We start from the raw sequence: 20,511 nt of genomic DNA, 5'->3' as shown, positions 1-20,511 counted from the left end.
GGCAGCTCGCGTGGAGGGTGACGTCCATGGGATGCACGCTAGGCGCGGCTCGGGGGCCGGCGCTTCTCGATTCCTGACCGGTCTGGTCAGGTCAGGACATGCTTCGGGGGCGGCACCGCATGGTGCCGCCCCCGATCGCCGCGCCCGTCGTCAGGACTGGGGGCGGCTGCCGTGGTTCGCGCCGTTCTTGCGGCGGGCCTTCTTCTTGCGACGTCGCTTCGAGGACATGGGTACCTCCGTGGTTCCGGTATTGCTTCCCGGGCGCGAGCCCAGGCGATCATGCACTCCCTACCCAGGACGACGCCGGGTAATGACGTGTCCTACGACACGATGTGCACCACTTGTGGCATACCGCGCCCCACAGGCCCGTCACTCAGGCAGGCAGCGCCTCGACGGTGGGTACGACGGTGCCGAACAGGTCCGTGATGGTGGTCAGCGCGGCGCTCTGGAGCGCGGCGGCGGGCAGGACGGTGCCGTCCGGGGCGGTGAGCGCGCGGGTGGCGGTGGCCTCGGCGACGACGGTGGGGCGGTAGCCGAGGTTGAAGGCACCCTGGGCGGTGTAGTTGACGCACATGTGGGTCATGAAGCCGGCGAGGACCAGGTCCTTGCCGCTGCCCGGGGCGATGCCCAGATCCGTCAGCGTCTTCTCCAGTTCGGTGGCGTGGAAGGAGTTGGGGAACTGCTTGACCACGACCGCCTCACCCTCCACCGGGGCGACCTCGTCGCTGATGGCCCCGATGCGGGCGCGGATGTCGTAGGGGGAGCCCTCGCCGCCGTCGTTGAGGATGTGGACGACCGGCGTGCCCGCGGCACGGGCGCGCTCCAGGAGGCGGGCCCCTGCCGCGAGGGCCTCCTCGGCGCCGTTCAGTGCCATGACGCCGGTGCGGTATGTGTTCTGGAAGTCGATCAGGATCAGTGCGGATTCGCTCAGCCGGGGCGGCTGGTCGTCCAGGCCGATCACGGCGCGCAGGGGGGTGGAGGGCTGGTGCGTGTGCGTGCTCATGAGGTGCGGAACCTTTCGTGAATGAGGCATGGCGAAGCCGCGGGGTTCGCCCGTGTGCCTGTGTGTTGTGTGCCTGAGGGGTGGTGGGATCAGGTGGGCTGGATGCGGAAGCGGCGGCGGTAGGCCGCCGGGGTGGTGGCGAGCTGCCGGTTGAACGCTCGGTGCAGCGTCTCCACCGAGCCGATCCCGGCGGCAGTCGCGACCTGGTCGAGCGGTCTGTCGGTGGTCTCCAGGAGGCGGCGCGCCACCTCGACGCGGGCGGCTTCCACGTAGTCGGCGGGGCTGGTGCCCGTCTCCTGCTTGAACACCCGGGCGAAGTGCCGTTCGCTCAGGCACATCCGGGCCGCCAGTGCCGCCGCCGACAGGTCCTCGTCGAGGTTCTCTGCGATCCACAGCCGCAGTTCATCGATGTCCCGGCGGGCGGACGCGGGGCGGCTGAGGGGTACGGAGAACTGGCTCTGACCGCCCTGGCGCTTGAGGTACATGACCAGTTGCCGGGCCACCGAAAGGGCCACTTCCTCGCCCTGGTCCTCGGCCACGAGCGCCAGGGCGAGATCCAGGCAGGCACTGATCCCGGCCCCGGTCCACAACCGGCCCCGGTCGGTGCGCACGAAGATGGGGTCCGGGTCGACGACGACGGCCGGGTGCTCGGCGGCGAGCTGGGCGGCGGTCGACCAGTGGGTCGTCGCCGTTTTCCCGTCGAGGAGTCCGGCCGCGGCGAGCACGTGCGCGCCCACGCACACCGAAGCCACCCGGCGGGCCTGCGGAGCGGTCGCCTTCACCCACTCCACGACGTCCGCGTCGATGCGGGCGACCGGGCCCCTGTCGGTCATGTCGACCGCGCCGGGCACCAACAGGGTGTCCACCTGGCCGCGGACCTCGTCGAACCCCAGGTCGGCCATCAGCCGCACCCCGGCCGACGTACGGACCTCGCCGGCGACCGGTCCCGCGAGGCGGACCTGGTAGCCGGCGCGGCCCGCGGTCTCCCGGCCGGCCAGTGCGAAGACCTCGGCCGGTCCTGTGACGTCGAGGAGGTCGACATCGGGGAAGACCGCGATGACGACACGGTGCGGAGTGGGCATGCCCCCATCCTCACCGCGTCGGCCGATGGCCGCAATGACGGTTCTCTGTCACATCCGGACATCCCCCTCGGCGGCCGGCTGCGCCGACGGGAACATTCGTCCAATACGGCCGCTTCCCGTTCGGCAAGCCTGAGGGCACACGACCGAGGGGCTTCAGCATCAGTCGAAGGGAAGCAACGATGGCGTACGACGACACCACGACGAACGACAACGACTCCGAGGGCGTCCGTGAGCTGGTCGCACAGCTCGTGTTCGGAAGCCTGGCCGCGCAGACCGTGCGCGCGGCCGTCCGGCTGCGGGTGATGGAGCTGATCGGCGACAAGGAGCGGTCGGCAGCCGAGGTGGCCGCCGAGGCCGGGGCGCGCCCCCAGCCGATGACCAGGCTGCTGCGCGCCCTGGCGAGCCTGGGGCTGCTGCGCGAACACACCGCGGGCTCGTTCTCGGTGACCCCCGCGGGCGCCACGCTGGACCCGGGTCGCCCCGACTCGATCACTTCGCTCGTACGGATGTTCACCGAGCCGACGATGCTGCGTGCCTGGGAGCATCTGGACGACAGCGTGCGGACCGGTGACGTCGCGTTCGACGCGATCTTCGGGAAGGACTTCTTCGCCCACCTCAAGGAGTCCCCCGACCTGTCCGCGGAGTTCAACGCGGCCATGAGCCAGGCCGTCAGGGCGACCGCCGCGGTCCTGCCGCACGCCTACGACTTCGGCCGCTTCACCACCGTGACCGACGTCGGCGGCGGAGACGGCACCCTGCTGAGCGCGGTGCTCCGCGCACACCCCTCCCTGACAGGCATCATCTACGACACCGAGGAGGGGCTGGCCCAGGCTCCGGCGACGCTGGAGCGACAAGGGCTCACGAAGCGTTGCTCCTTGGTGGCCGGGGACTTCTTCCGCTCGGTTCCCGAGGGCGCCGACGCCTTTCTGATCAAGAGCATCCTGCACGACTGGCCGGACGAGCAGGCGGTCGCGATCCTGCGCCACTGCCGCGAGGTGCTGCCACCGTCGGGGCGCGTGCTGATCGTGGAGCCGGTCCTGCCCGAGGTCGTCGACGCGGAGACCGCCGGGCTCACGTATCTCACCGACCTCAACATGATGGTCAACGTGGGCGGCAGGGAGCGGACGCGGCCCGACTTCGAGGACCTGTGCCGCAGGGCGGACCTGACGCTCACCTCGGTGACCCCGCTGACGCACGCGGAACCGTTCTGTCTCATCGAAGCGACGGCGACGGCGGGGGCCACTGCGACGGCGACACGCGTCACGACCTGATCACGTACTCCACGTTTCAACCGTAGGTGATCTACCGTGTTCCGCCTGGCACAACTTTGGGGGGACATATGCGCGTTCGCGCTACCGCGGCTGTGGCCGCCATGCTTCTGGCCGCTCTGACCGCGTGCGGCGGAAGCGACGGCGGGGACGGCGACAAGGCCGACTCGAAAACGGTGAACGACTCGGAGGGCTCGGCCTCGAAGAAGGTCGACTGCGCGGACGAGAACATCAGTCAGGCCGACTGGACGAAGCACTGCTCCGACGAGGGCGCCGGCACCGAAGCGGACGGATCCGAGAAGAAGGCGACGGGCCTGAAGTTCGGCGAGTCCTACACGTGGCCCGACGGCCTGAAGGTCTCCGTCACCGAGGCGAAGGTGTTCACGGACCACGACGCCGAGTTGATGGAGTCCGCCGAGCCCGGCAACACCGACTTCCGCGTGCGACTGAAGCTGACGAACTCCGGTAAGTCCGCCGTCGCCCTCGACGACCTCTCCCTCATCGTCGAGGGCGCCACGAAGGGCGGCGAGGCCTCGCAGACCGCGTTCGAGAAGGGGGCGGAACCGCTCGAGGGGCGCCTGGCCCCGGGGGTGTCCGCGACGAAGACCAACGACAACGTGCTGGAGACGAAGTACGGCAAGAAGATCATCGTCACGGTGCAGCGCAGCAGCGAGGCCGCGAACCTGGACTTCCCGGAGTACACCGGAGCCATCACCGGCTGACCTGAAGCAGCGGGCCCGCGAAAGCCCGGCGTCCCCGGATCGGCCTCGTCAGAGGAAGCGGCGGATGGGGCGTACGGACAACTCGAGGGCCCGTTGCAGCATCGAGCGTCTCTTCCAGCGGCCAGGACGGATCAGGTCGCTGGCCGTCACGTCGTCGTCGAAGTGTGCGTCGAGCGTGGCGGTGAACCGCGGGTCCAGGACCGCGAGCATGACTTCCTCGTCGTGATCGAGGGAGCGGCGGTTGAAGTTCGTCGAGCCGATGAGCGAGGCGACGCCGTCGACCGTGATGATCTTGGCGTGCATCATCGTCGGCTGGTACTGGAAGATCTTCACCCCGCACGCGGTGAGGTCGTCGTAATAGTGCTGGCCTGCGAGGTGGCTGACCCTCTTGTCGGTGTGCGGCCCCGGCAGCAGGATCTCCACCTCGACGCCGCGCCTCGCGGTGTCGCACAGCAGCTCGATGAAGTACGCGTCCGGGGAGAAGTACGCGGTGGACAGCCGGAAGCGTTCCTCGGCCGACTCCAGCATCACCCGGATCAGGGTCTGCATGTCCTGCCAGCCGAGGCTGGCCGAGCCGCGGACCACCTGCACGATGGCGTCGCCCTGCGGCCGCTGCTCGATGAACCGGTCGCGCTCGTCGAAGAGCTCGTCGTGGCTCTCCGCCCAGTTCTGCGCGAACGCCGCGGCGATACCGTCCACCGCGGGCCCGCGGACCTCGACATGGGTGTCGCGCCACTCGTTCTCATTGCGCGCGTTGCCGCACCACTCCTGCGCGATTCCCACCCCGCCGGTGAACGCGCTCTCCTCGTCGACGACGAGAACCTTGCGGTGGCAGCGGTGATTCTGCTTCAGCGGGGAGAGGTACAGCGGCTTGCGGAACCACGCCACCTGCACCCCCGCCCGGTCCATCGCGTCGAGCTGCTCGCTCTCGATCAGCCGACTGCCGAACCCGTCCAGGAGCAACCTCACCCGCACCCCGGCACGGGCCCGCTCCGCGAGCGCCTCGGCGAACTGGTGAGCGATGTCACCCTTCCAGTACACGAAGGTCATCATGTCCACGGTGTGCTCGGCCCGGCGGATCCCGGCGAGCATGGCCGCGAAGATCTCGTCCCCGTTGCGCAGGGGCGTGAGCGAGTTGCCCTCGGTCGCCGCGATGCCTATCAGCCGCTCCAGGCGCCGTCGTATGCGCGTGACGCGGTCCTCCATGGACGGCGCGCCCGCCCCGTCCCGCGTCGCCGGAGTCAGCTCGGGCGGTTCCTGCGTGCTGGTCATGGTGTCACCTGGCCGGTACGCGAAGGGAGTCCTCTGGCCGCGGCGCCCGGTCCGGCACGGGCTGAGCGGCGAGCCGACTGTACCGGTCGGATCGCCGGGCCGGTCGGGCCCCCGCGCATACACCTCGCCCGGCCGGGCACACGGCACTCACGCCTCGAAACAGGGAGCCTTTCGTGATCATTGTCGGCATAGTCGCTGTCTGTATCGTTCTGGCCGTTCTCGCGTTCTTCGTGCCGCGTCTTTCCCGGCACCCCGAGCGAGGAACCCAGCGCACTTTGGGAGCCGGTTCCCGCGCCGGAAGCAAGGCCCCCGGGATCCTTGGCCGGCTCTTCAGCAAGCCGTTCCGCAGCAGTTCCAAGGCCGTGGGCCGCAGTGGCTCGGCCGGGCGGCGGACGCGTGGCCGCATGCCCTTCTGACCCGGCTCGCAAGGGCCCGGCTCACAAGGACCCGGCTCACAAGCTCGTGAGGAGGTCGTCGAGCGGGGCCGGTGTCATCTCCGGGCCGAGGGCATCGACGAGGAGGCGGCCGTAGCGGATCTTGCGGCCCTTCTTCGTGCCGAGGAAACGCCTCAACTGCTGTTCGCGGGGGCGGTCGTGCTGGGCCGGCTGGCGCAGGAAGGTCTGCCAGGCCCGCAGGTCGCCCCCGTCCCGGACTCTCTCCTCGACCCGCGCCGTACCCAGTGCGCGGATGAGTTCGTCCTCCAGATCCGAGACACAGACGAAGAAGTCCCGGCGCGGTGCCCGCGCCCGCTCCAGACCACGGTCGTAGAAGGGCTGCTCGTTCGCGTCGCACAGTCCCGCGAGCCGCAGGTCGAGACCGGGCGGCCCGAGGAGTTCGGTGTAGCGTCCGATGCTCATCGCGCCGCCCATCGAGACGACGCACACCCCTTCGGCGGCGAGGTCCCGGCCGCGCCGCGCGGCCAGCGCCTCGACGGCCTCGCGGTCGCTCGGCCCTTCGAGCAGCACCGCCGTCCGCACCCCGACCCGCACGGCCAGCTCACGCGCCGCCCCGCCGGGCCCGCCGGCCGCCCAGTCGGTGACCGCGTCCCGGAACGCCCCCATGTCCGCCATGGGGCGAGTCTGCACCGTCGTCGACGACAGGGCACGCGATATTCGACGGCGGGGTCATCCGGCCTGGCCCGCCTTCATCAAGGTCTCGTAACCCGCGTCGTCGCAGTAGGACATGACGCGTCCCTCGGCGGCCGTGTCGCCGTCGACGGCCCGCGTGGTGTCATCGAGGATGTGGCTGCCGTCCCGGTCGAGTCCGTTCTGGTTCAGCTGTTTCGCGGCGGCGACGACCGTATATCCGCCGAAGCCTTCGTTGTCTGCCGCCTCGTTCCTTTCCTGCTGCCAACTCCCCAGCGCGGAGCAGTAGGTGTGCCGCCGCTCCTCGTCCCGCGCGGTGTCGGAGTCGTGTGCCGAGCAGCCGGCCATCAGGCCGACGACGGCGACAGCCGTCACGGTTCGCGTGGCTCTTCGCATGCTTGATGTGCCCCCTCGCCCTGTCGCAGCGCACACTGTCACCCGACGCCCGCCCCCGCGTCCAGCCGCCGGGGCGCAAGCCGCGCCCACGTCGCTCAGTCCTGCCAGGTCCAGTCCCGTACCTCCGGCAGGTCCACGCCGTGCGCACGCACGTAGACGTGGTGGCGCAGCCGCGCGTCCTTCATTCGCTGGCGTACTTCGACCGCACGGACGCCGAGGCCCGGCACCCGGTCGACGACGTCCATCACCAGGCGGTAGCGGTCCAGGTCGTTGGCGACGACCATGTCGAAGGGCGTGGTCGTGGTGCCGCGTTCCTTGTAGCCGCGGACATGCATGTGCGGGTGGACCGCACGCCGGTAGGCGAGGCGGTGCACCAGCCACGGATAGCCGTGGAAGCCGAAGATGACCGGCTTGTCGCGGGTGAACAGCGCGTCGAACTCCGCGTCCGGCATGCCGTGCGGATGCTCGCCCTCAGCCGCGCGATGTCCACGACGTTGACCACGCGCACCGCGAGCTCCGGCAGGTGGCTGCGCAGCAGGCTCGCGGCCGCGAGGACCTCCAGGGTGGGCACGTCCCCTGCGCAGGCAAGCACGACATCCGGCTCCTGGTCGGGGGCTTCCGTGCCGGCCCAGGTCCACACTCCGGCACCTCGCGCGCAGTGGGCCCGCGCGTCGTCGAGGCTCAGCCAGTCGAAGCCGGGCTGCTTGCCGGCCACGACCACGTTCACGTAGTCACGTGAGGCGAGGCAGTGCTCGGCGGTGGACAGCAGCGTATTGGTGTCCGGGGGCAGGTAGACCCGTACGGCCTCCGGGCTCTTGTTGAGGACGTGTCCGATGAAGCCGGGGTCCTGGTGCGAGAAGCCGTTGTGGTCCTGGCGCCACACATGGGAGGTCAGCAGGTAGTTGAGCGAGGCGATCGGCGCCCGCCAGGGCAACTCGCGGGTGGTGCGCAGCCATTTGATGTGCTGGTTGACCATCGAGTCGACGATGTGCACGAACGCCTCGTAGCAGGAGAACAGTCCATGACGCCCCGTCAGCAGGTAGCCTTCGAGCCAGCCTTGGCAGGTGTGCTCGGAGAGGATCTCCATCACCCGCCCGTGCCGGGTCAGGTGTTCGTCGACGTCATAGATCTCCTCCTGCCAGGCCTTGCCGGACGCCCCGTAGACGTCGTCGAGCCGGTTGGAGGCCGTCTCGTCCGGGCCGACGAGCCGGAAGTCGCGCCGCTCGGCGGTGTCCGCCATCACCTGGCGCAGGTAGCCGCCGAGGACCCGCGTCGGCTCGTTCAGGGTGGCGCCCGGCTTGTCCACGTCGACCGCGAACTCCTCGAGCGGCTTCAGCGGCAGCGAGCGCAGGAGCAGCCCGCCATTGGCGTGCGGGTTGGCGCCCAGACGCAGCTTGCCCGACGGGGCGATGTCGACAAGTCCGGCAGCCGGGCGCCCTTCGGCGTCGAACAGTTCCTCGGGGCGGTAGGAGCGCAGCCACTCCTCCAGCTGCCGGCGGTGCTCGGCGCTCTCCCTGACGTTGGACAGCGGTACCTGGTGCGCGCGCCACGTGCCCTCCACCGGCTTGCCGTCCACCGTCTTGGGGCCGGTCCAGCCCTTCGGGGTACGGAGCACGATCATGGGCCAGCGGGGTGCCGGGGCGTCCTTGGCGCGCTCGGTGTCCCCGGCGGCCCTGGCCTCGCGCTGGATTACCGCGATGCGGTCGAGGCATCGGTCGAGGGCGACGGCGAAGTCCCGGTGTACCGCCATGGGGTCGTCGCCGGTGACGTGCACGGGCTCGTACCCGTATCCGCGCATCAGGTCGTCGAGCTGGTCCTGGGGCAGCCGGGCCGGGATCGTCGGGTTGGCGATCTTGTAGCCGTTCAGGTGCAGGATGGGCAGCACCGCGCCGTCGTGCACCGGGTCCAGGAAGGTGTTGGAGTGCCAGGAGGCGGCCAGCGGTCCGGTCTCGGACTCTCCGTCGCCGATGACGCACACCGACAGCAGGTCCGGGTTGTCGAACGCGGCTCCGTAGGCATGCGAGAGGGAGTAGCCGAGCTCGCCGCCCTCGTGGATGGAGCCGGGCGTCTCCGGGGCGACATGGCTCGGCACTCCGCCGGGGAACGAGAACTGACGGAAGAGGCGGGTCATCCCCTCCTCGTCGCGCGTGATGTCGGGGTAGGTCTCGGTGTACGTCCCGTCCAGCCACGAGTTGGCCAGGACGGCGGGCCCGCCGTGTCCCGGGCCCCAGATACAGATGGTGTCCAGGTTCCGCGCCTTGATGACCCGGTTGAGGTGCGCGTGCACGAGGTTGAGGCCGGGCGAGGTGCCGAAGTGGCCGAGGAGGCGTGGCTTGATGTCCTCGACGGTGAGGGGGCGCCGCAGGAGGGCGTTGTCCATCAGGTAGATCTGGCCCACCGAGAGGTAGTTCGCTGCCCTCCAGTACCGTGCCAGCTCCTGCAGTTCGGCGTCGGAGGGTGGTTCGGCGGGTGAGGCCGGGTGCACCGCGGGGTCGCCCATGGCTGTTCCTTCCGATAGATGACCGGCCACGCTCAACGTAACGGCGCGCAGGATCACACGCCTCCCGGAGTCGGCCGGACGCATGTTCAGCGCCCCCGGGTTCCCACTGGGAGAGATCTACACAGCTATCGTGCTCGGGCGAAGGGGCCGTACGGAAAGCGAAGGGTCCGTACGGGAGAGCGAGCCCGGCGACGTACAGGCAAGGGGTGAACTGGTGGGGGCACCGGAAGCGCAGGACACGGCCAAGAGGCTGCGGGCGATCAGTGACGAGCTGTCTGACCGTTTCTACGAGCGGGCCGACGTGGTGCGGACGCTGGTGGTGACGCTGCTAGCCGGACAGCACTCGCTGATCCTCGGCCCGCCGGGCACCGCGAAGTCCGAGATGGCCCGCGAGCTCACGGGCAGGGTCGACGGCGCGTCGTACTGGGAGATCCTGCTGTCGAAGTTCACCGCGCCGACAAGGATGTTCGGTCCCGTCGACGTCGCCGCGCTGGCCCGGGGTGAGTACCGCCAGGTGTACGAGGGCCGCGCGACGACCGCGCATGTGGCGTTCATCGACGAGATCTTCAAGTGCTCCACGGCGGCCCTGAACGAGACCCTTGGCTTCCTCAACGAGCGGATCTACCACCCCGAGAGCGGCGGCGAACCGATCCGCTGCCCGCTGATCGGGGCCATCACGGCGAGCAACGAACTGCCCACCGGGGAGGATTCCGCCGCGATCTACGACCGGCTCCTCGTGCGGATCGAGGTCGGATACCTCGCGGACCCCTCGAACTTCGCCGCGCTGGTGCGCTCCGCCGTCGGCCGCCCCGCGGCACCGCATCGGACCACGGTCGACCTGGGCGCGTTGCAGCACGCCGTGGCCGAAGCCGTCCCGGCCGTGGAGGTCCCCGACGTGATCGTGGACGCGGTGTGCACGCTGCGGGCCGCCCTGCGCCGCAAGGAACTTGTCGCCTCCGACCGGCGCTGGCGGCAGGCGGTGGGCCTGCTCCAGGCGTCCGCGTACCTCGACGACCGCACGGCGGTGACCGAGAGCGACCTGTCGGTCCTGACCCATGTGCTGTGGGACTCCCCCGCCGAGCGTCCGACCGTCGAGCGCGAGGTGCTGCATCTGGTCAACCCCGACGCCAAGGAGGCGCTCGACCTGGCCGACGCCATCGAGGAGATAGAGACCCAGCTCGACGCGATGGCCGGGCAGTCCCGCGAGGCGCTGAGCGACTGGGTCATCAAGAAGGCCCACAACAAGCTCGCCATGGCGGGCAAGCGGCTGGAGACCCTGCGCGCGGAGGCGGCGGGAGCGGGCCGCTCCACCGCGGCCATCGACCGGGCCGCCGGCCGCCAGCGTGCCGTCCGCGCCCGCGTTCTCACCGAGGCACTCGGCGTGGACGCCAGCATGGTGCAGACCCAGTTCTGACACCGGGGGGCGGACGCATGGACGGGATACCGAGCAAGCTCGGCGAGCTGACGAACCAGGCCGGGAGGTGGCTCGGTGCGGCGGCCGCCGCTCCCGAGCGGCACACCGCGGCCGTGGTCGCGGACCGGTTCGAACAGATCGCGTGGCGCGACACCCTTGAGCAGTCGGCGGGACTGCGCGAGCTCGCCGAAGAGCTGAGCCGGCGGCACGACCACGCCACGGATCTCCTGACCGACGTGTTCCTGGCCGCGTACAAAGCAGGACCACGTCTTCGCGAGCGCACGCGGATGGCCCCGTCCCGGCTGGTCAACCACCAGGTCATCGCCTCCCTGATGGAGTCACCGGAGTTCGCCGAGCTGCACCGGGAGACGAACGGGGACCCTTACGCCGCCGCCATGGCCGTACTCGCCCAGGCCCCTGCGCTGCGCCGACTCCTCGACCGCTCCCGCGAGGCCCAGGAACAGGCCGAGCGGGCGAACGACGCCGAGCAGGACGCCGGGGAGACGGCGGCCGCCGTGGGTGGGGCCTTCCAGCAGGCCGCGGAAGGGGCAGACGAGGACGGCACCGTGCCCGCCCCTGCTGCGGACGCCCTCCAGCTGGCGATCGCGGCCGCTGAGTCCTCCGAGGCCGCCGCGCGGGAGGCATCCCGGAACGCCGAGCAGGCTCTCGGCGCGGCGGCTCCCGGTGTCCGCGCCGCCACGCGGGGCGCGGCGGCGCAGGCCGCCCGGACCGTGCGGGACGAGGCCGCCCTGATGCGGGCCTGGGGTGTCGGCCCCGGCGATCTTGAGCGGCTGCCGTACGAGCAACGGGCCCGGCTCGCCGAGCGGCTGCGCACCAGCCGGCTCGCGCAGTGGGCCGAACTGATCGGCCGCTTCCGGCAGATGGCCGACGGCGAGCGCGCCCGCAAGGTGGAGAACGCCACCGGTGAACTGATCGGCGTCACCCTCGGCGACGATCTCTCCCGCGTGATCCCCTCCGAGCTCGCCAACCTGGGTCTGCCCGCACTGCGGGCGGTGTTCGCCGCACGCTACGCCGCCGGGGAACTGATGCTCTACGACAGCCAGGGCGAGCAGAGCACCGGCAAGGGCGCCGTCATCGCGTGTGTGGACACCTCGCACTCCATGTACGTGGAGGGGCCGGGCGGAGTCACCCGGGAGGCGTGGGCCAAGGGGTGTGCCCTGGCCCTCCTCGATCAGGCCCGCCATGCCGGACGTGACTTCGTCGGCATCCTGTTCGCCGCCGCCGACAAGCTCCAGGTCTTCCGCTTCCCGGCCGAGGAGGGCGCCGACATCGCCCGGGTCCTCGACTTCGCGGAGACCTTCCTCGGCGGCGGGACCAGCTACCAGAGGCCGCTGTCGGCGGCGGTCGGACTGCTGGAGGAGGAGTTCGACGACGCCGCCCGTGCTCGCGGGGACATCGTGATGCTCACCGACGACGAATGCGGCGTCACCGAGGAGTGGATGCGCGGCTGGAACAGCGCCAGGCACCGCCTTGGATTCCGTGTCTTCGGCGTGGCCGTCGGCGCCCCGCCCGCCGCCGAGGCCGGCTCGGTCCTCGATGCCCTGTGCGACAACCTCCGCTCCATCGAGGACCTCACCGATGTCCACGCCGCCGCCGATCTGTTCCGCGTGATCTGACCGCCGTCACGTACGGGCGGTATCACCGAGCGTCGGCGCCCGCTCCTTCATCGGAGATCGTCGAAGCCGTCGCGGAGGGTGGGCCGACCGGGGTGGTCCAGGGAGTGATCGCCACCGTCGCGCCGGCCGAGGCCCGCTTGCCGCCGGTCCGGTAGGTGGCGGTCAGGTCGACGCTGCCCGAGGCGTCCGACGGCACGGTGACCGGGACCTTGACCGTCGCCCCCTGGCCGGGGTGGAGCGCGGGCACGGTGACCTGACGCGTCGTCCACCCGCCGGGCACCGTGAGATCGAGGGTGCCCTGGGCGCTCCGCGTGTCCATCCGGTTGGCCACCCGCACCTCCACCTTGCCGTTCGCGCCCGCCTTCAGGGTCTGGGGCGGGGCGATCGTGATGTCGGCGCAGGTGCCGCCCAGCCAGTCCAGGTCGAAGGAGGCGTAGGTGAGGTGGTCGTAGCCGCCGCGCTCGTAGAGCAGTCCGACGCGCCCGCCCGGCAGCCTGGTCAGCGTCGAGTAGGCCGCGCTGCCCGGGTCGACGACCTTTCTGATCGGCCACGTCCTGCCGTTGTCGCAGGACATCTTCACGGTGAGGTTGCGCCGCTCCGTGGTGTCCTCGGTGTTGCTGAACAGCAGCCACGAGGACCGTGGATGCGAGGCCGGGGCTCCGGGCTCGTACCGCATGATCGAGGCGTTGTTCGCCGGGTCGGTGAGCCGCTTGTCCTGCTCGAACGGGGTGTAGTTGACGCCGCCGTCGGTCGAGTACGCGATCGTGCGGTAGGGCTTCGAACGGTTGTTGAGCATGATCCTGCCGTCGGACAGTTCGACGGTCTTGTTCTCGTCCCCGCCGGGACCGACCGGGTTGCCCATCGTCCAGGTGGCCCCGTGGTCGTCGCTGTGGGCGCTCGCCGCGTAGTTGGCGCCGTCGATGCGGATCGCGTACTGCTGGATGAGCCGCCCCCTGTGCGGGCCGTGCCGCAGCTGGATGCCCTCGCCCGACGCCGCGAACATGCCTGCCCAGGACGGGTCCTTGAGCTGTTCGGTGATACGCCGGTGGGTCCAGGTCACGCCGTCGTCGTCCGAGTAGCTGTAGTCGGCCTGCAGGATGTCGGGGTCGCTCTCGTCGTTGCCGGTGCCCGAGCCGGGGAATCCCTGGTTCACCGAGGATGCGTAGAAGACGAAGATCCGGCCGGTCGTGCGGTCGACGAGCAGGCTCGGATCGCCGTGGCCCTTGGGCGCGGGGTCCTTGCGCACCACGTGCTGCGCCTGCCACGTCCTGCCCCCGTCGGTGCTCCGGCGCAGGACGACGCCGATGTTGCCCGGCAGGTCGCCCAGGGTGGGCCTGGCGTCGTAGGCGGCGAGCAGCGTTCCCTTCACCGAGGTGGTCAGGGCGGGGATGCGGTAGTAGGGCGACCCCACTCCGTTGGTGGTCAGGTCCTGGGAGGTCAGCTCGCCCGGGGCGGCGGGGTCGCCGTGCGCGGTGCCGGTCGCGGTGACGACGAGCGCTGCGGCGGACAGCAGGGCAAGGGGGATTCTTCGCTGCATGGACGATCCATCCTCGGGTTCCGCGTGGGGTCGTAGGCGCTGGAGCAGGGGGAGGGCAGGCAGATCGCGTCCATCGTCGCGATCAGGAACGGCGCCGGAGCGATGACGCGCGCGGCCGACCGAGCGGCGTCGAAGCACGACGGAAGCGCCGGGGTCCCGCCTTACCGGTGACGCACTCCCCCAGGGCAGCGCGAAGGGCGTACGACCCGGTCAGGCCTGCGCGGCGTCCCGTGCGTGAGCCTCGGAGATCCGGCGCCGCACCGGCGCGGAGTGCTCGCCCAGCGCCTTCGTGAAGGCGGCGGCGTCTCCGGCCCGCGCGGGTGAACTCCCCGCCACGTGACTCTCACGCCAAAAAGGGCGGCGTCCTAAGCGGAGGGGGTCGCGCTACGGCCCATCAGGCGTATGAGGTGGCGCGTCACGCCCCAGGCGACCAAGAGGGAGAGAGCGAGGAGAGCGACGTCCGCCGCGACGCGCACGAGGCCGGTGCCCGCGGCCCGCCCGATCACGATCGACCCGGCAAGGCTGGTCAGCCAGCCCACCACGGTCAGCAGGGTCGCCGCCACGGCGACCGGCACACCGCCGAGCCCCACCGCACCGGCGTCGACGTCCGCGTCGAAGCTGTCGGCATCGGCGCCGCCGAGCGCGACGAGCAGCCAGAAGCACAGGACCACGGGAAGAGCCGCACTGAAGAGGATGGCCGGGAACCCGGCCACGGCATGCAGGAACTCCCCCATCGCTCCCCCTCGCCTCCGCCACGGCTCAGGTCCTGGTGCCGGATCCCGCTCACGCGACCCGGCACCAGGACCGGCCCCCCGTTCCTGCGCTGCTCATCCTGGTCGGCGGGGCAGGTACGGCGCATTGCCGTATCCCGGCAGTCTTTACGCGTTATTGATGCCGGGCGCCCGGAATCTTGGGCGCCGTCCGGGGCACGGAGCGGTGCATCGTTCCTCGAATCACTGACCGGCCAGCGAAGCTGAGGCCGGTTTCCACTATGCTTCGTCGCACAACCGCCTGCGCCGAGACGCGATCCGGTGCGCATACCCCACCGGCGCCCCCTCGTCCTGTGCCCCGTCAACCGGGAGAAGCTCGCTGAGGCCGACGCGGTCTGACGGAGGGAGTGTCATCGATATGGGTCTGAGTCCCGAACCCGATCGCTGGTCCCGGGATGCAGCTCATGCGGGTTCCGAGTTCATCGAACTGCTCGAAGTCATGTGGGAACAGGGACGTGAGGCCGTCCCGACCGGACCCGTCTCCCCGTCCCAGTTGCGCGTGCTGTACGCACTGGACCGCGAGGAGGGCATCAACCTGCGGATGCTCTCCGAGACCCTTGGATCGGCTCCCCCCTCGGTGAGCCGCCTGTGCGACCGCCTTCAGGCCACCGGCCTGATCGAGCGCACGCCCAGCCCGGTCAGCAGACGGGAACTGGAGCTCCGCCTCACCGGCCACGGCAGGACCTATCTCGCCGACCTGCGAAAGCGGCGCGAGAGCATCCTGATGGCCACCATCGAGGCCATGCCGCCCAAGGCGCGCCGCGCCCTGCTCGAAGGACTCAGGGGCTTTCGTGAGGTGGCGACGGCATCCGACAAGGACGACGAGGGGGCCAGAACCTGGCGCTCGGTCGGTTAGACCACACCGCTGAGCGCTCAGGCCGGCTCGTCCTCGACCCCTACTGCCGTCCGAACCAGTCGAGGCAGACCACGAGAGCGTCGTCCTCCAGGGGCAGAGTCCCCCGGTACTCCCCGAGATCACGCAGCACCGCCTGCGGCACCTGCGCCGCGGGAAGCAGGCGGTGCGCCGACAGGGACCGCGCCAGCGCCCGCTCCCCGTACCGCTCCCCCGCCTTCGAGACGCTCTCGTAGACGCCGTCGCTGCTCACCAGAATGCGGTCACCCGGTTCAAGGCGCAGACGCTGCGCGACGTAGGCCGTCTCCTCGAACATGCCGAGGGGAAGCTGCGCGTCGAAGTCGACGGAATCGACCGTCCGGTCCCGGTACCTCCACATGCGGGGCGACCCGGCGTCGACGACCTCCACCTCGCCGGTGGCGAGGTCGAAGCGCAGCAGCAGGACGGAGGCGTGCAGCTCGCCGCGGTACTGCGCGTAGACGGCCTGGTCGGCGAGGCTGGCCTGACCGGCGAGGTCGAGTCCCGCGCGGCGGGCATTGCGCAGCGCGCTCACCACGAGATTGGTGAGGAGCGCCGCCTCCATCCCCTGGCCCATTCCGTTGGTCACGGTGAGCGTCAGGTGCTGCGAGGAGACCGACCAGTCGAAGTTGTCGCCGAAGATCGCGTACGCGGGCTCGAGGTGGGCGCCCAGCTGGAACTCCGGACGCGCCACCGAATGGCCGGGCAGCAGATGCCACTGCATCTCGGCGGCGAGCGTGAGACGGACGGCCCTGCGCGCGAGGAGGTACAGATCGGTGTCGCGTTCGGCGACCAGGATCTCGTGGCCCAGCGCCTCGCAGACGCGCTGGATCTCCGGCAGGTGCGCCAGCTCGAAGCGCGTCTCGGGGAGGGTGACCGTCAGTACGCCCATCCGGTCCCCTCGGACCGTCACCGGCAGGTGGATGGTCGCCGTGCCCTCGCCGCCCTTGGACTCGACGCGAGGTTCCTGGGCGCCGAAGGCCCTGCCCTGCGGACTGTCATGGATCGGCACCGGCTCGGTGGTGTATGGCACTTCCTCCACCATCTGGAGGGTGGTCAAGCCGTAGTCGGCGAGCCGGAGTTCCACCCTCTCGGCGCCGTACTCCTCGTGCAACGCCCCCGTCACGACATCGAGCAGCAAATCGGGCGCCGCGTTGCGCAGCGCCCGCTCGACGGCAGCGAATCTGTCCACGTGATCCTGCTTCTCGTTTAGCCACGCCGAATTGAGGGCCCGGCCGACAGCGTCCCCGCTCCGTCGGCCTTCGGCGTTTGGGGACATGCACTCAGTGCAACACGGCCCGCCCGAAGAGTCACTCCGGTGGCTGGGTCTGTCAGGTTTGGGCGTATGCCAGGCTGAAGCCGGGCAACCTCCCCTTCCACATCGTACGATGCACGGAGACAACTATTTCCCCACAGCAAGAAAATTTGGGTCAACGCACATGCCTGGCTTGAGCCGGGGCAGGGGCGGTACGAGGAAGCTTCGTAGACCAGGGGAGGTAGAGACATGTCAGTGATCTCTGAACAGGCTGCCGAGACCGCGCGTGGCAGAACGTCAGCCGCGCTCGATACGCATGCCTCGACCGAGGCGTCCGCCATTGAGGGTGATCTGCCGTGGATCGAGGACACGGACAAGGTCGCCCCCAAGGACGCCCGGGCGCTGTCGAAGATGTTCTTCGACCGGCTGCAGACCTTGGAAGAAGGCACGCACGAGTACCAGTACGCACGTAACACCCTTATCGAGATGAACCTGACGCTGGTGCAGTTCGCGGCCCGCCGGTTCCGCAATCGCGGCAACGGCGACATGGAAGAGATCATCCAGGTCGGCACCATCGGCCTCATCAAGGCGATCGACCGGTTCGACCTCAGCCGTGAGGTCGAGTTCGCCACGTTCGCCGTGCCTTACATCCTCGGCGAGATCAAGCGTTTCTTCCGCGACACCACCTGGGCCGTGCATGTGCCGCGCCGCCTCCAGGAGTTGCGTGTGGAGCTCGCCAAGGCCAAGGAGGAACTCTCCGCCCATCTTGACCACGACCCGACCGTCAAGGAACTCGCCGAATATCTGGACCTGACCGAGCAGGAGGTCATCGACGGCCTCGTCGCCTCGAACGGTTACACCGCGGGTTCCCTGGAGGCGCCCACCGACGGCGGGGAGAGCGCGGCCAAGCCGACGCGCACCCTGGCCGATGTGATGGGCGGGCCCGACCCGGCCATGGAAGCGGTGGAGAATCTGCACACCCTGGCCCCGCTCCTCGACGAGCTCGACGACCGGGAGCGCCGCATCCTCGAACTGCGTTTCGGCCAGGAGATGACGCAGTCGCAGATCGGATCCGAGCTCGGTGTCTCCCAGATGCATATCTCCCGCCTGCTGACCGGCACCCTCAACAAGCTGCGCAGGGGCATGCTGGCCTGACGCACCGCCGACCGGGCATTTTTCCCATCGGACACTTTTACTGACACGTCCACTGACACGTCACCAACTGCGGGCCCCGGGGCGCCATCAGCGCTCCGGGGCCCTTGCCGCGCCCGCGCTCGCCGCTCCCACGCATCCCAGCGCCAGCCACTGCGTGGCGCCCAGATCCTCGCCGAGGACCAGTACGCCCGCCAGGCCCGCGCTCGCCGGCTCCAGACTGGTCAGCACGCTCACCGTACGGACCGGCAACCGCCGCAGGGCCGCCAGTTCCAGGGAGTACGGGATGACCGCCGAGAGCACGGCCACCACGGTCGCCGGCAGCAGAATCGAAGGGGCGAGCAGGGCGGCCCCCTGGTCCGCCACGCCCAGCGGGAGGGTCAGCACGGCCGCCCACGTCACCGCCAGGGCCAGCGGGCCGCCTCCCGTACTTCTGCCGCCCGCCTTCTTGCTCAGGAGCAGGTAGGCGGCCATCGACGCCCCCGCGGCCAGCGCGAGGAGCACGCCGGGGAGCGGGAATTCGGCCCCGTGCGGCACCTGGAAGAGGAATACACCGCAGCCGGCGAGGGCGGCACAGCCCAAGTCACGCCATCGGCGCGAGGACAGCACGGCCAGGGTGATCGGGCCGAGGAGCTGGAGCGCGCTGGCCAGCCCCAGGGGCAGCAGAAGCAGCGCGGGGTAGATCAGGTTCATCCCGGCGATGGCCGTTCCGAAACCGAGGACCAGGGCCACATCTGTGCGGGTGCGCGGCAGCGAGGGCCGGTAGAGGAGCAGCAGGAGCACCGCGGCCAGGCCGAGACGCAGGGCAACGGCCCCGGACGCGCCTACGGCATCGGCGAGCTGCCGGCCGAAGGCCTGCCCGAACTGAAGGCTCAACACGCTGCCGAGCATCAGCGCGGGAGCGGGAAGCTTCGTCATGCCTCAAGGCTCTGCACTCCGAACGTGCACGTCCAGCGAATGATTGCGTACGAAACCCTTTAGGCTTCCCTTCATGATCGACCATCGGCTGTACGTCCTTCAGGCACTCGCCGAGCACGGCACGGTCACCGCGACCGCGGGGTTTCTGCATCTGACTCCCTCGGCCGTCTCCCAGCAACTGCGGCTGCTCGCCCGTGATCTGGGGGTGGAGTTGCTGCGCCCCGAGGGGCGTTGCGTGCGTCTGACACCGGCCGCGCACATCGTGCTCCGGCACGCCGACGCCTTGCGGGCGCAGTGGGAGGCGGCTCAGGCGGAATTGGCCCAGCACGGCGCGGGGGCCCAGGGAACCCGGGGCACGCTACGGATGTGCGGGGTGTCCTCGGCGCTGGCCGCGCTCGGCGCTCCGGCCGCCGCCCGGCTGCGGGAGACCCACCCGCTGGTGGATTCGCTGATGGTCGAGGAGGAGAGCGCCGACTGCTACCGGATGCTGCTGGCCGACGAGACCGACGTGGCCCTCGTGCTGCCCGGCCCCGACGCGCCGCCCGTCACGGACTCCCGCTTCGAGCAGACCCCGCTGCTGACCGACCGCCAGGACCTGCTGGTTCCCGTCGGGCACCGGCTCGCCCGGCCCGAAGGAGTCGCGCTCGCGGAAGCCGCCGGGGAGTCATGGGTCGTCAAGAAGGCGAACAACGACACCTATCCGCTGGTGCTCGCAGCGTGCACGGCGGCCGGCTTCACACCGCGCGTCACCCATCAGGTCAAGGAGTGGTACGCGGTCTCCGCGCTCGTCGCCGGGGGGTTCGGCGTCTGTCTCATGCCGAGGATCGTGCCGCTCCCCCAGCACGCGGTCACCCGAGTCCCCTTGATGGGCACGGCCGTTCCCGCGCGCCGATTCCTGACCGCCGTACGGCGCGGCAGCGCTTCCCACCCTCTGGTGACGGCCGTACTGCACGCGCTGGGTGATGCGGCCACCGCTCACACAGGGGCGTCGGCTGAATCCTCCGGGAGGTGAGCCTCACCTCACGTGGACTCAGATTGATCTGATCTTCCACGGGCACATGGGCGAAGCGATGGACGCACCGCGCCCCCGAGAGAGGATGCTCATGCTGCTGGCACACCCCGTGGTCCTGGCGGATCTGGTGGAACGTTACAAGGCCCTGGCCGTGCTGCGGGCCGACCAGGGAAGCCCCGAAGGCCGCCAGGAGTACGAAGACGTCGCCTACAGCCTGTGCCTGGCCACCGGCACCAGCGACATCGACGCCGCACTCGTGGCCGCCAGCCATCAACTGCCCGGCGCCCGCCCCACCGACGACTCCCTCCTGTCGGGCGAAGCCCTTCTCTGACGCATCCGAGGGGTGCCGCCCGCCCCGGCGGCCGGCACCCCTCGCTCCGTCTGCATCTCATCTCGGCGACCCCGCCGCCGTCAGCCACCGCGCGCACCGCACCAACTGCCCTGCACGGCCCTGCCGGTAGGCCTCGGCGACCATGAGCCGGTCACGAGGGCCATGCCCGACGCGACAGCGGTGGCGGACGCGGTGAGGACGTGGCTGCCGCGTACGTCCCTGCGGCTCGGGACCTGGCCCGTGGGCCTTCGCAACCGCCTCTGTGCGCATGACCTCAGCTGCGATT

20 protein-coding genes and 1 pseudogene are annotated in these 20,511 nt (G+C 70.3%); 9 read left to right on the top strand and 12 right to left on the bottom strand.

Features of this window, described 5'->3' with window-relative positions; all coding sequences use genetic code 11:
- Window positions 1-150: 150 nt before the first annotated feature.
- The 3 genes from ACZ5U5_RS13475 to ACZ5U5_RS13465 all read right to left on the bottom strand — a co-directional run bounded on the left by ACZ5U5_RS13475 (window position 151) and on the right by ACZ5U5_RS13465 (window position 2,085).
- The gene (locus tag ACZ5U5_RS13475) at window positions 151-228 is read right to left on the bottom strand and encodes a 50S ribosomal protein bL37 (RefSeq protein ID WP_370443954.1); all 78 of its coding nucleotides are present in this window, start codon (window positions 226-228) and stop codon (window positions 151-153) included.
- 145 nt (window positions 229-373) lie between these two features.
- Complete coding sequence (locus ACZ5U5_RS13470) at window positions 374-1,003, bottom strand: cysteine hydrolase family protein (protein WP_469020277.1); 630 nt, start codon at window positions 1,001-1,003, stop codon at window positions 374-376.
- 89 nt (window positions 1,004-1,092) lie between these two features.
- Entirely contained in the window at window positions 1,093-2,085 is a 993-nt protein-coding gene (locus tag ACZ5U5_RS13465; RefSeq protein WP_469020275.1) for a GlxA family transcriptional regulator, read from the bottom strand.
- Window positions 2,086-2,264: 179 nt separating this feature from the next.
- Between ACZ5U5_RS13465 and ACZ5U5_RS13460 the strand changes: the two genes are divergently transcribed.
- Window positions 2,265-3,356, top strand: a complete 1,092-nt coding sequence (locus tag ACZ5U5_RS13460; RefSeq protein ID WP_469020272.1) for a methyltransferase — start codon at window positions 2,265-2,267, stop codon at window positions 3,354-3,356.
- A gap of 68 nt (window positions 3,357-3,424) precedes the next feature.
- Window positions 3,425-4,075, top strand: coding sequence for a hypothetical protein (locus tag ACZ5U5_RS13455; RefSeq protein ID WP_469020270.1), 651 nt, complete (start codon window positions 3,425-3,427; stop codon window positions 4,073-4,075).
- 48 nt (window positions 4,076-4,123) lie between these two features.
- On the opposite strand, the gene ACZ5U5_RS13450 is transcribed toward ACZ5U5_RS13455, so the two are convergent.
- On the bottom strand, window positions 4,124-5,347 hold the full coding sequence (locus ACZ5U5_RS13450; RefSeq protein WP_469020268.1) for a phospholipase D-like domain-containing protein: 1,224 nt from the start codon (window positions 5,345-5,347) through the stop codon (window positions 4,124-4,126).
- A 173-nt stretch (window positions 5,348-5,520) separates the two neighbouring features.
- On the opposite strand from ACZ5U5_RS13450, the gene ACZ5U5_RS13445 reads away from it, so the two are divergent.
- On the top strand, window positions 5,521-5,763 hold the full coding sequence (locus ACZ5U5_RS13445; protein WP_367047630.1) for a DUF6411 family protein: 243 nt from the start codon (window positions 5,521-5,523) through the stop codon (window positions 5,761-5,763).
- Window positions 5,764-5,799: 36 nt separating this feature from the next.
- On the opposite strand, the gene ACZ5U5_RS13440 is transcribed toward ACZ5U5_RS13445, so the two are convergent.
- The 3 genes and pseudogenes from ACZ5U5_RS13440 to ACZ5U5_RS13430 all read right to left on the bottom strand — a co-directional run bounded on the left by ACZ5U5_RS13440 (window position 5,800) and on the right by ACZ5U5_RS13430 (window position 9,328).
- Window positions 5,800-6,417: a TOPRIM nucleotidyl transferase/hydrolase domain-containing protein gene (locus tag ACZ5U5_RS13440; protein ID WP_469020266.1), complete on the bottom strand. Its 618-nt coding sequence runs from the start codon at window positions 6,415-6,417 to the stop codon at window positions 5,800-5,802.
- 54 nt (window positions 6,418-6,471) lie between these two features.
- Complete coding sequence (locus ACZ5U5_RS13435) at window positions 6,472-6,807, bottom strand: hypothetical protein (protein WP_469020264.1); 336 nt, start codon at window positions 6,805-6,807, stop codon at window positions 6,472-6,474.
- Window positions 6,808-6,923: 116 nt separating this feature from the next.
- Window positions 6,924-9,328, bottom strand: a pseudogene (locus ACZ5U5_RS13430) (phosphoketolase family protein).
- A gap of 214 nt (window positions 9,329-9,542) precedes the next feature.
- Here ACZ5U5_RS13430 and ACZ5U5_RS13425 point away from each other — a divergent pair.
- Both ACZ5U5_RS13425 and ACZ5U5_RS13420 read left to right on the top strand, forming a co-directional pair.
- Window positions 9,543-10,742, top strand: coding sequence for an AAA family ATPase (locus ACZ5U5_RS13425; RefSeq protein ID WP_469020862.1), 1,200 nt, complete (start codon window positions 9,543-9,545; stop codon window positions 10,740-10,742).
- Window positions 10,743-10,759: 17 nt separating this feature from the next.
- The gene (locus tag ACZ5U5_RS13420; RefSeq protein WP_469020262.1) at window positions 10,760-12,379 is read left to right on the top strand and encodes a VWA domain-containing protein; all 1,620 of its coding nucleotides are present in this window, start codon (window positions 10,760-10,762) and stop codon (window positions 12,377-12,379) included.
- Window positions 12,380-12,401: 22 nt separating this feature from the next.
- Here the strand turns inward: ACZ5U5_RS13420 and ACZ5U5_RS13415 are convergent, their stop codons facing one another.
- The 3 genes from ACZ5U5_RS13415 to ACZ5U5_RS13405 all read right to left on the bottom strand — a co-directional run bounded on the left by ACZ5U5_RS13415 (window position 12,402) and on the right by ACZ5U5_RS13405 (window position 14,650).
- Window positions 12,402-13,916: an exo-alpha-sialidase gene (locus ACZ5U5_RS13415; protein WP_469020259.1), complete on the bottom strand. Its 1,515-nt coding sequence runs from the start codon at window positions 13,914-13,916 to the stop codon at window positions 12,402-12,404.
- A gap of 210 nt (window positions 13,917-14,126) precedes the next feature.
- A complete protein-coding gene (locus ACZ5U5_RS13410; RefSeq protein WP_469020257.1) occupies window positions 14,127-14,252 on the bottom strand; it encodes a hypothetical protein in 126 nt (41 codons plus the stop codon).
- A 29-nt stretch (window positions 14,253-14,281) separates the two neighbouring features.
- Window positions 14,282-14,650: a hypothetical protein gene (locus ACZ5U5_RS13405; RefSeq protein WP_469020255.1), complete on the bottom strand. Its 369-nt coding sequence runs from the start codon at window positions 14,648-14,650 to the stop codon at window positions 14,282-14,284.
- Window positions 14,651-15,044: 394 nt separating this feature from the next.
- On the opposite strand from ACZ5U5_RS13405, the gene ACZ5U5_RS13400 reads away from it, so the two are divergent.
- Window positions 15,045-15,542: a MarR family winged helix-turn-helix transcriptional regulator gene (locus tag ACZ5U5_RS13400; RefSeq protein ID WP_469020252.1), complete on the top strand. Its 498-nt coding sequence runs from the start codon at window positions 15,045-15,047 to the stop codon at window positions 15,540-15,542.
- A 40-nt stretch (window positions 15,543-15,582) separates the two neighbouring features.
- Here the strand turns inward: ACZ5U5_RS13400 and ACZ5U5_RS13395 are convergent, their stop codons facing one another.
- Window positions 15,583-16,749, bottom strand: coding sequence for a PP2C family protein-serine/threonine phosphatase (locus tag ACZ5U5_RS13395; RefSeq protein ID WP_469020249.1), 1,167 nt, complete (start codon window positions 16,747-16,749; stop codon window positions 15,583-15,585).
- A gap of 312 nt (window positions 16,750-17,061) precedes the next feature.
- Here ACZ5U5_RS13395 and ACZ5U5_RS13390 point away from each other — a divergent pair, with 312 nt between their 5' ends.
- Window positions 17,062-17,967 (top strand): RNA polymerase sigma factor SigF, encoded by a 906-nt coding sequence (locus tag ACZ5U5_RS13390; RefSeq protein ID WP_469020247.1) that lies wholly within the window; start codon window positions 17,062-17,064, stop codon window positions 17,965-17,967.
- Window positions 17,968-18,054: 87 nt separating this feature from the next.
- Here ACZ5U5_RS13390 and ACZ5U5_RS13385 read toward each other — a convergent pair whose 3' ends face one another.
- On the bottom strand, window positions 18,055-18,882 hold the full coding sequence (locus ACZ5U5_RS13385) for an EamA family transporter (RefSeq protein ID WP_469020245.1): 828 nt from the start codon (window positions 18,880-18,882) through the stop codon (window positions 18,055-18,057).
- A gap of 73 nt (window positions 18,883-18,955) precedes the next feature.
- Between ACZ5U5_RS13385 and ACZ5U5_RS13380 the strand changes: the two genes are divergently transcribed.
- Window positions 18,956-19,894 (top strand): LysR family transcriptional regulator, encoded by a 939-nt coding sequence (locus tag ACZ5U5_RS13380; protein WP_469020243.1) that lies wholly within the window; start codon window positions 18,956-18,958, stop codon window positions 19,892-19,894.
- Between the two features lie 91 nt (window positions 19,895-19,985).
- The gene (locus ACZ5U5_RS13375; RefSeq protein ID WP_469020242.1) at window positions 19,986-20,225 is read left to right on the top strand and encodes a DUF5133 domain-containing protein; all 240 of its coding nucleotides are present in this window, start codon (window positions 19,986-19,988) and stop codon (window positions 20,223-20,225) included.
- Window positions 20,226-20,511: the final 286 nt, after the last annotated feature.

The sequence above is a fragment of the Streptomyces sp. NPDC033177 genome (assembly GCF_055577715.1).
Note: the sequence above shows the minus strand (reverse complement) of the source record. Positions and strands in the feature narration are given on the sequence as shown.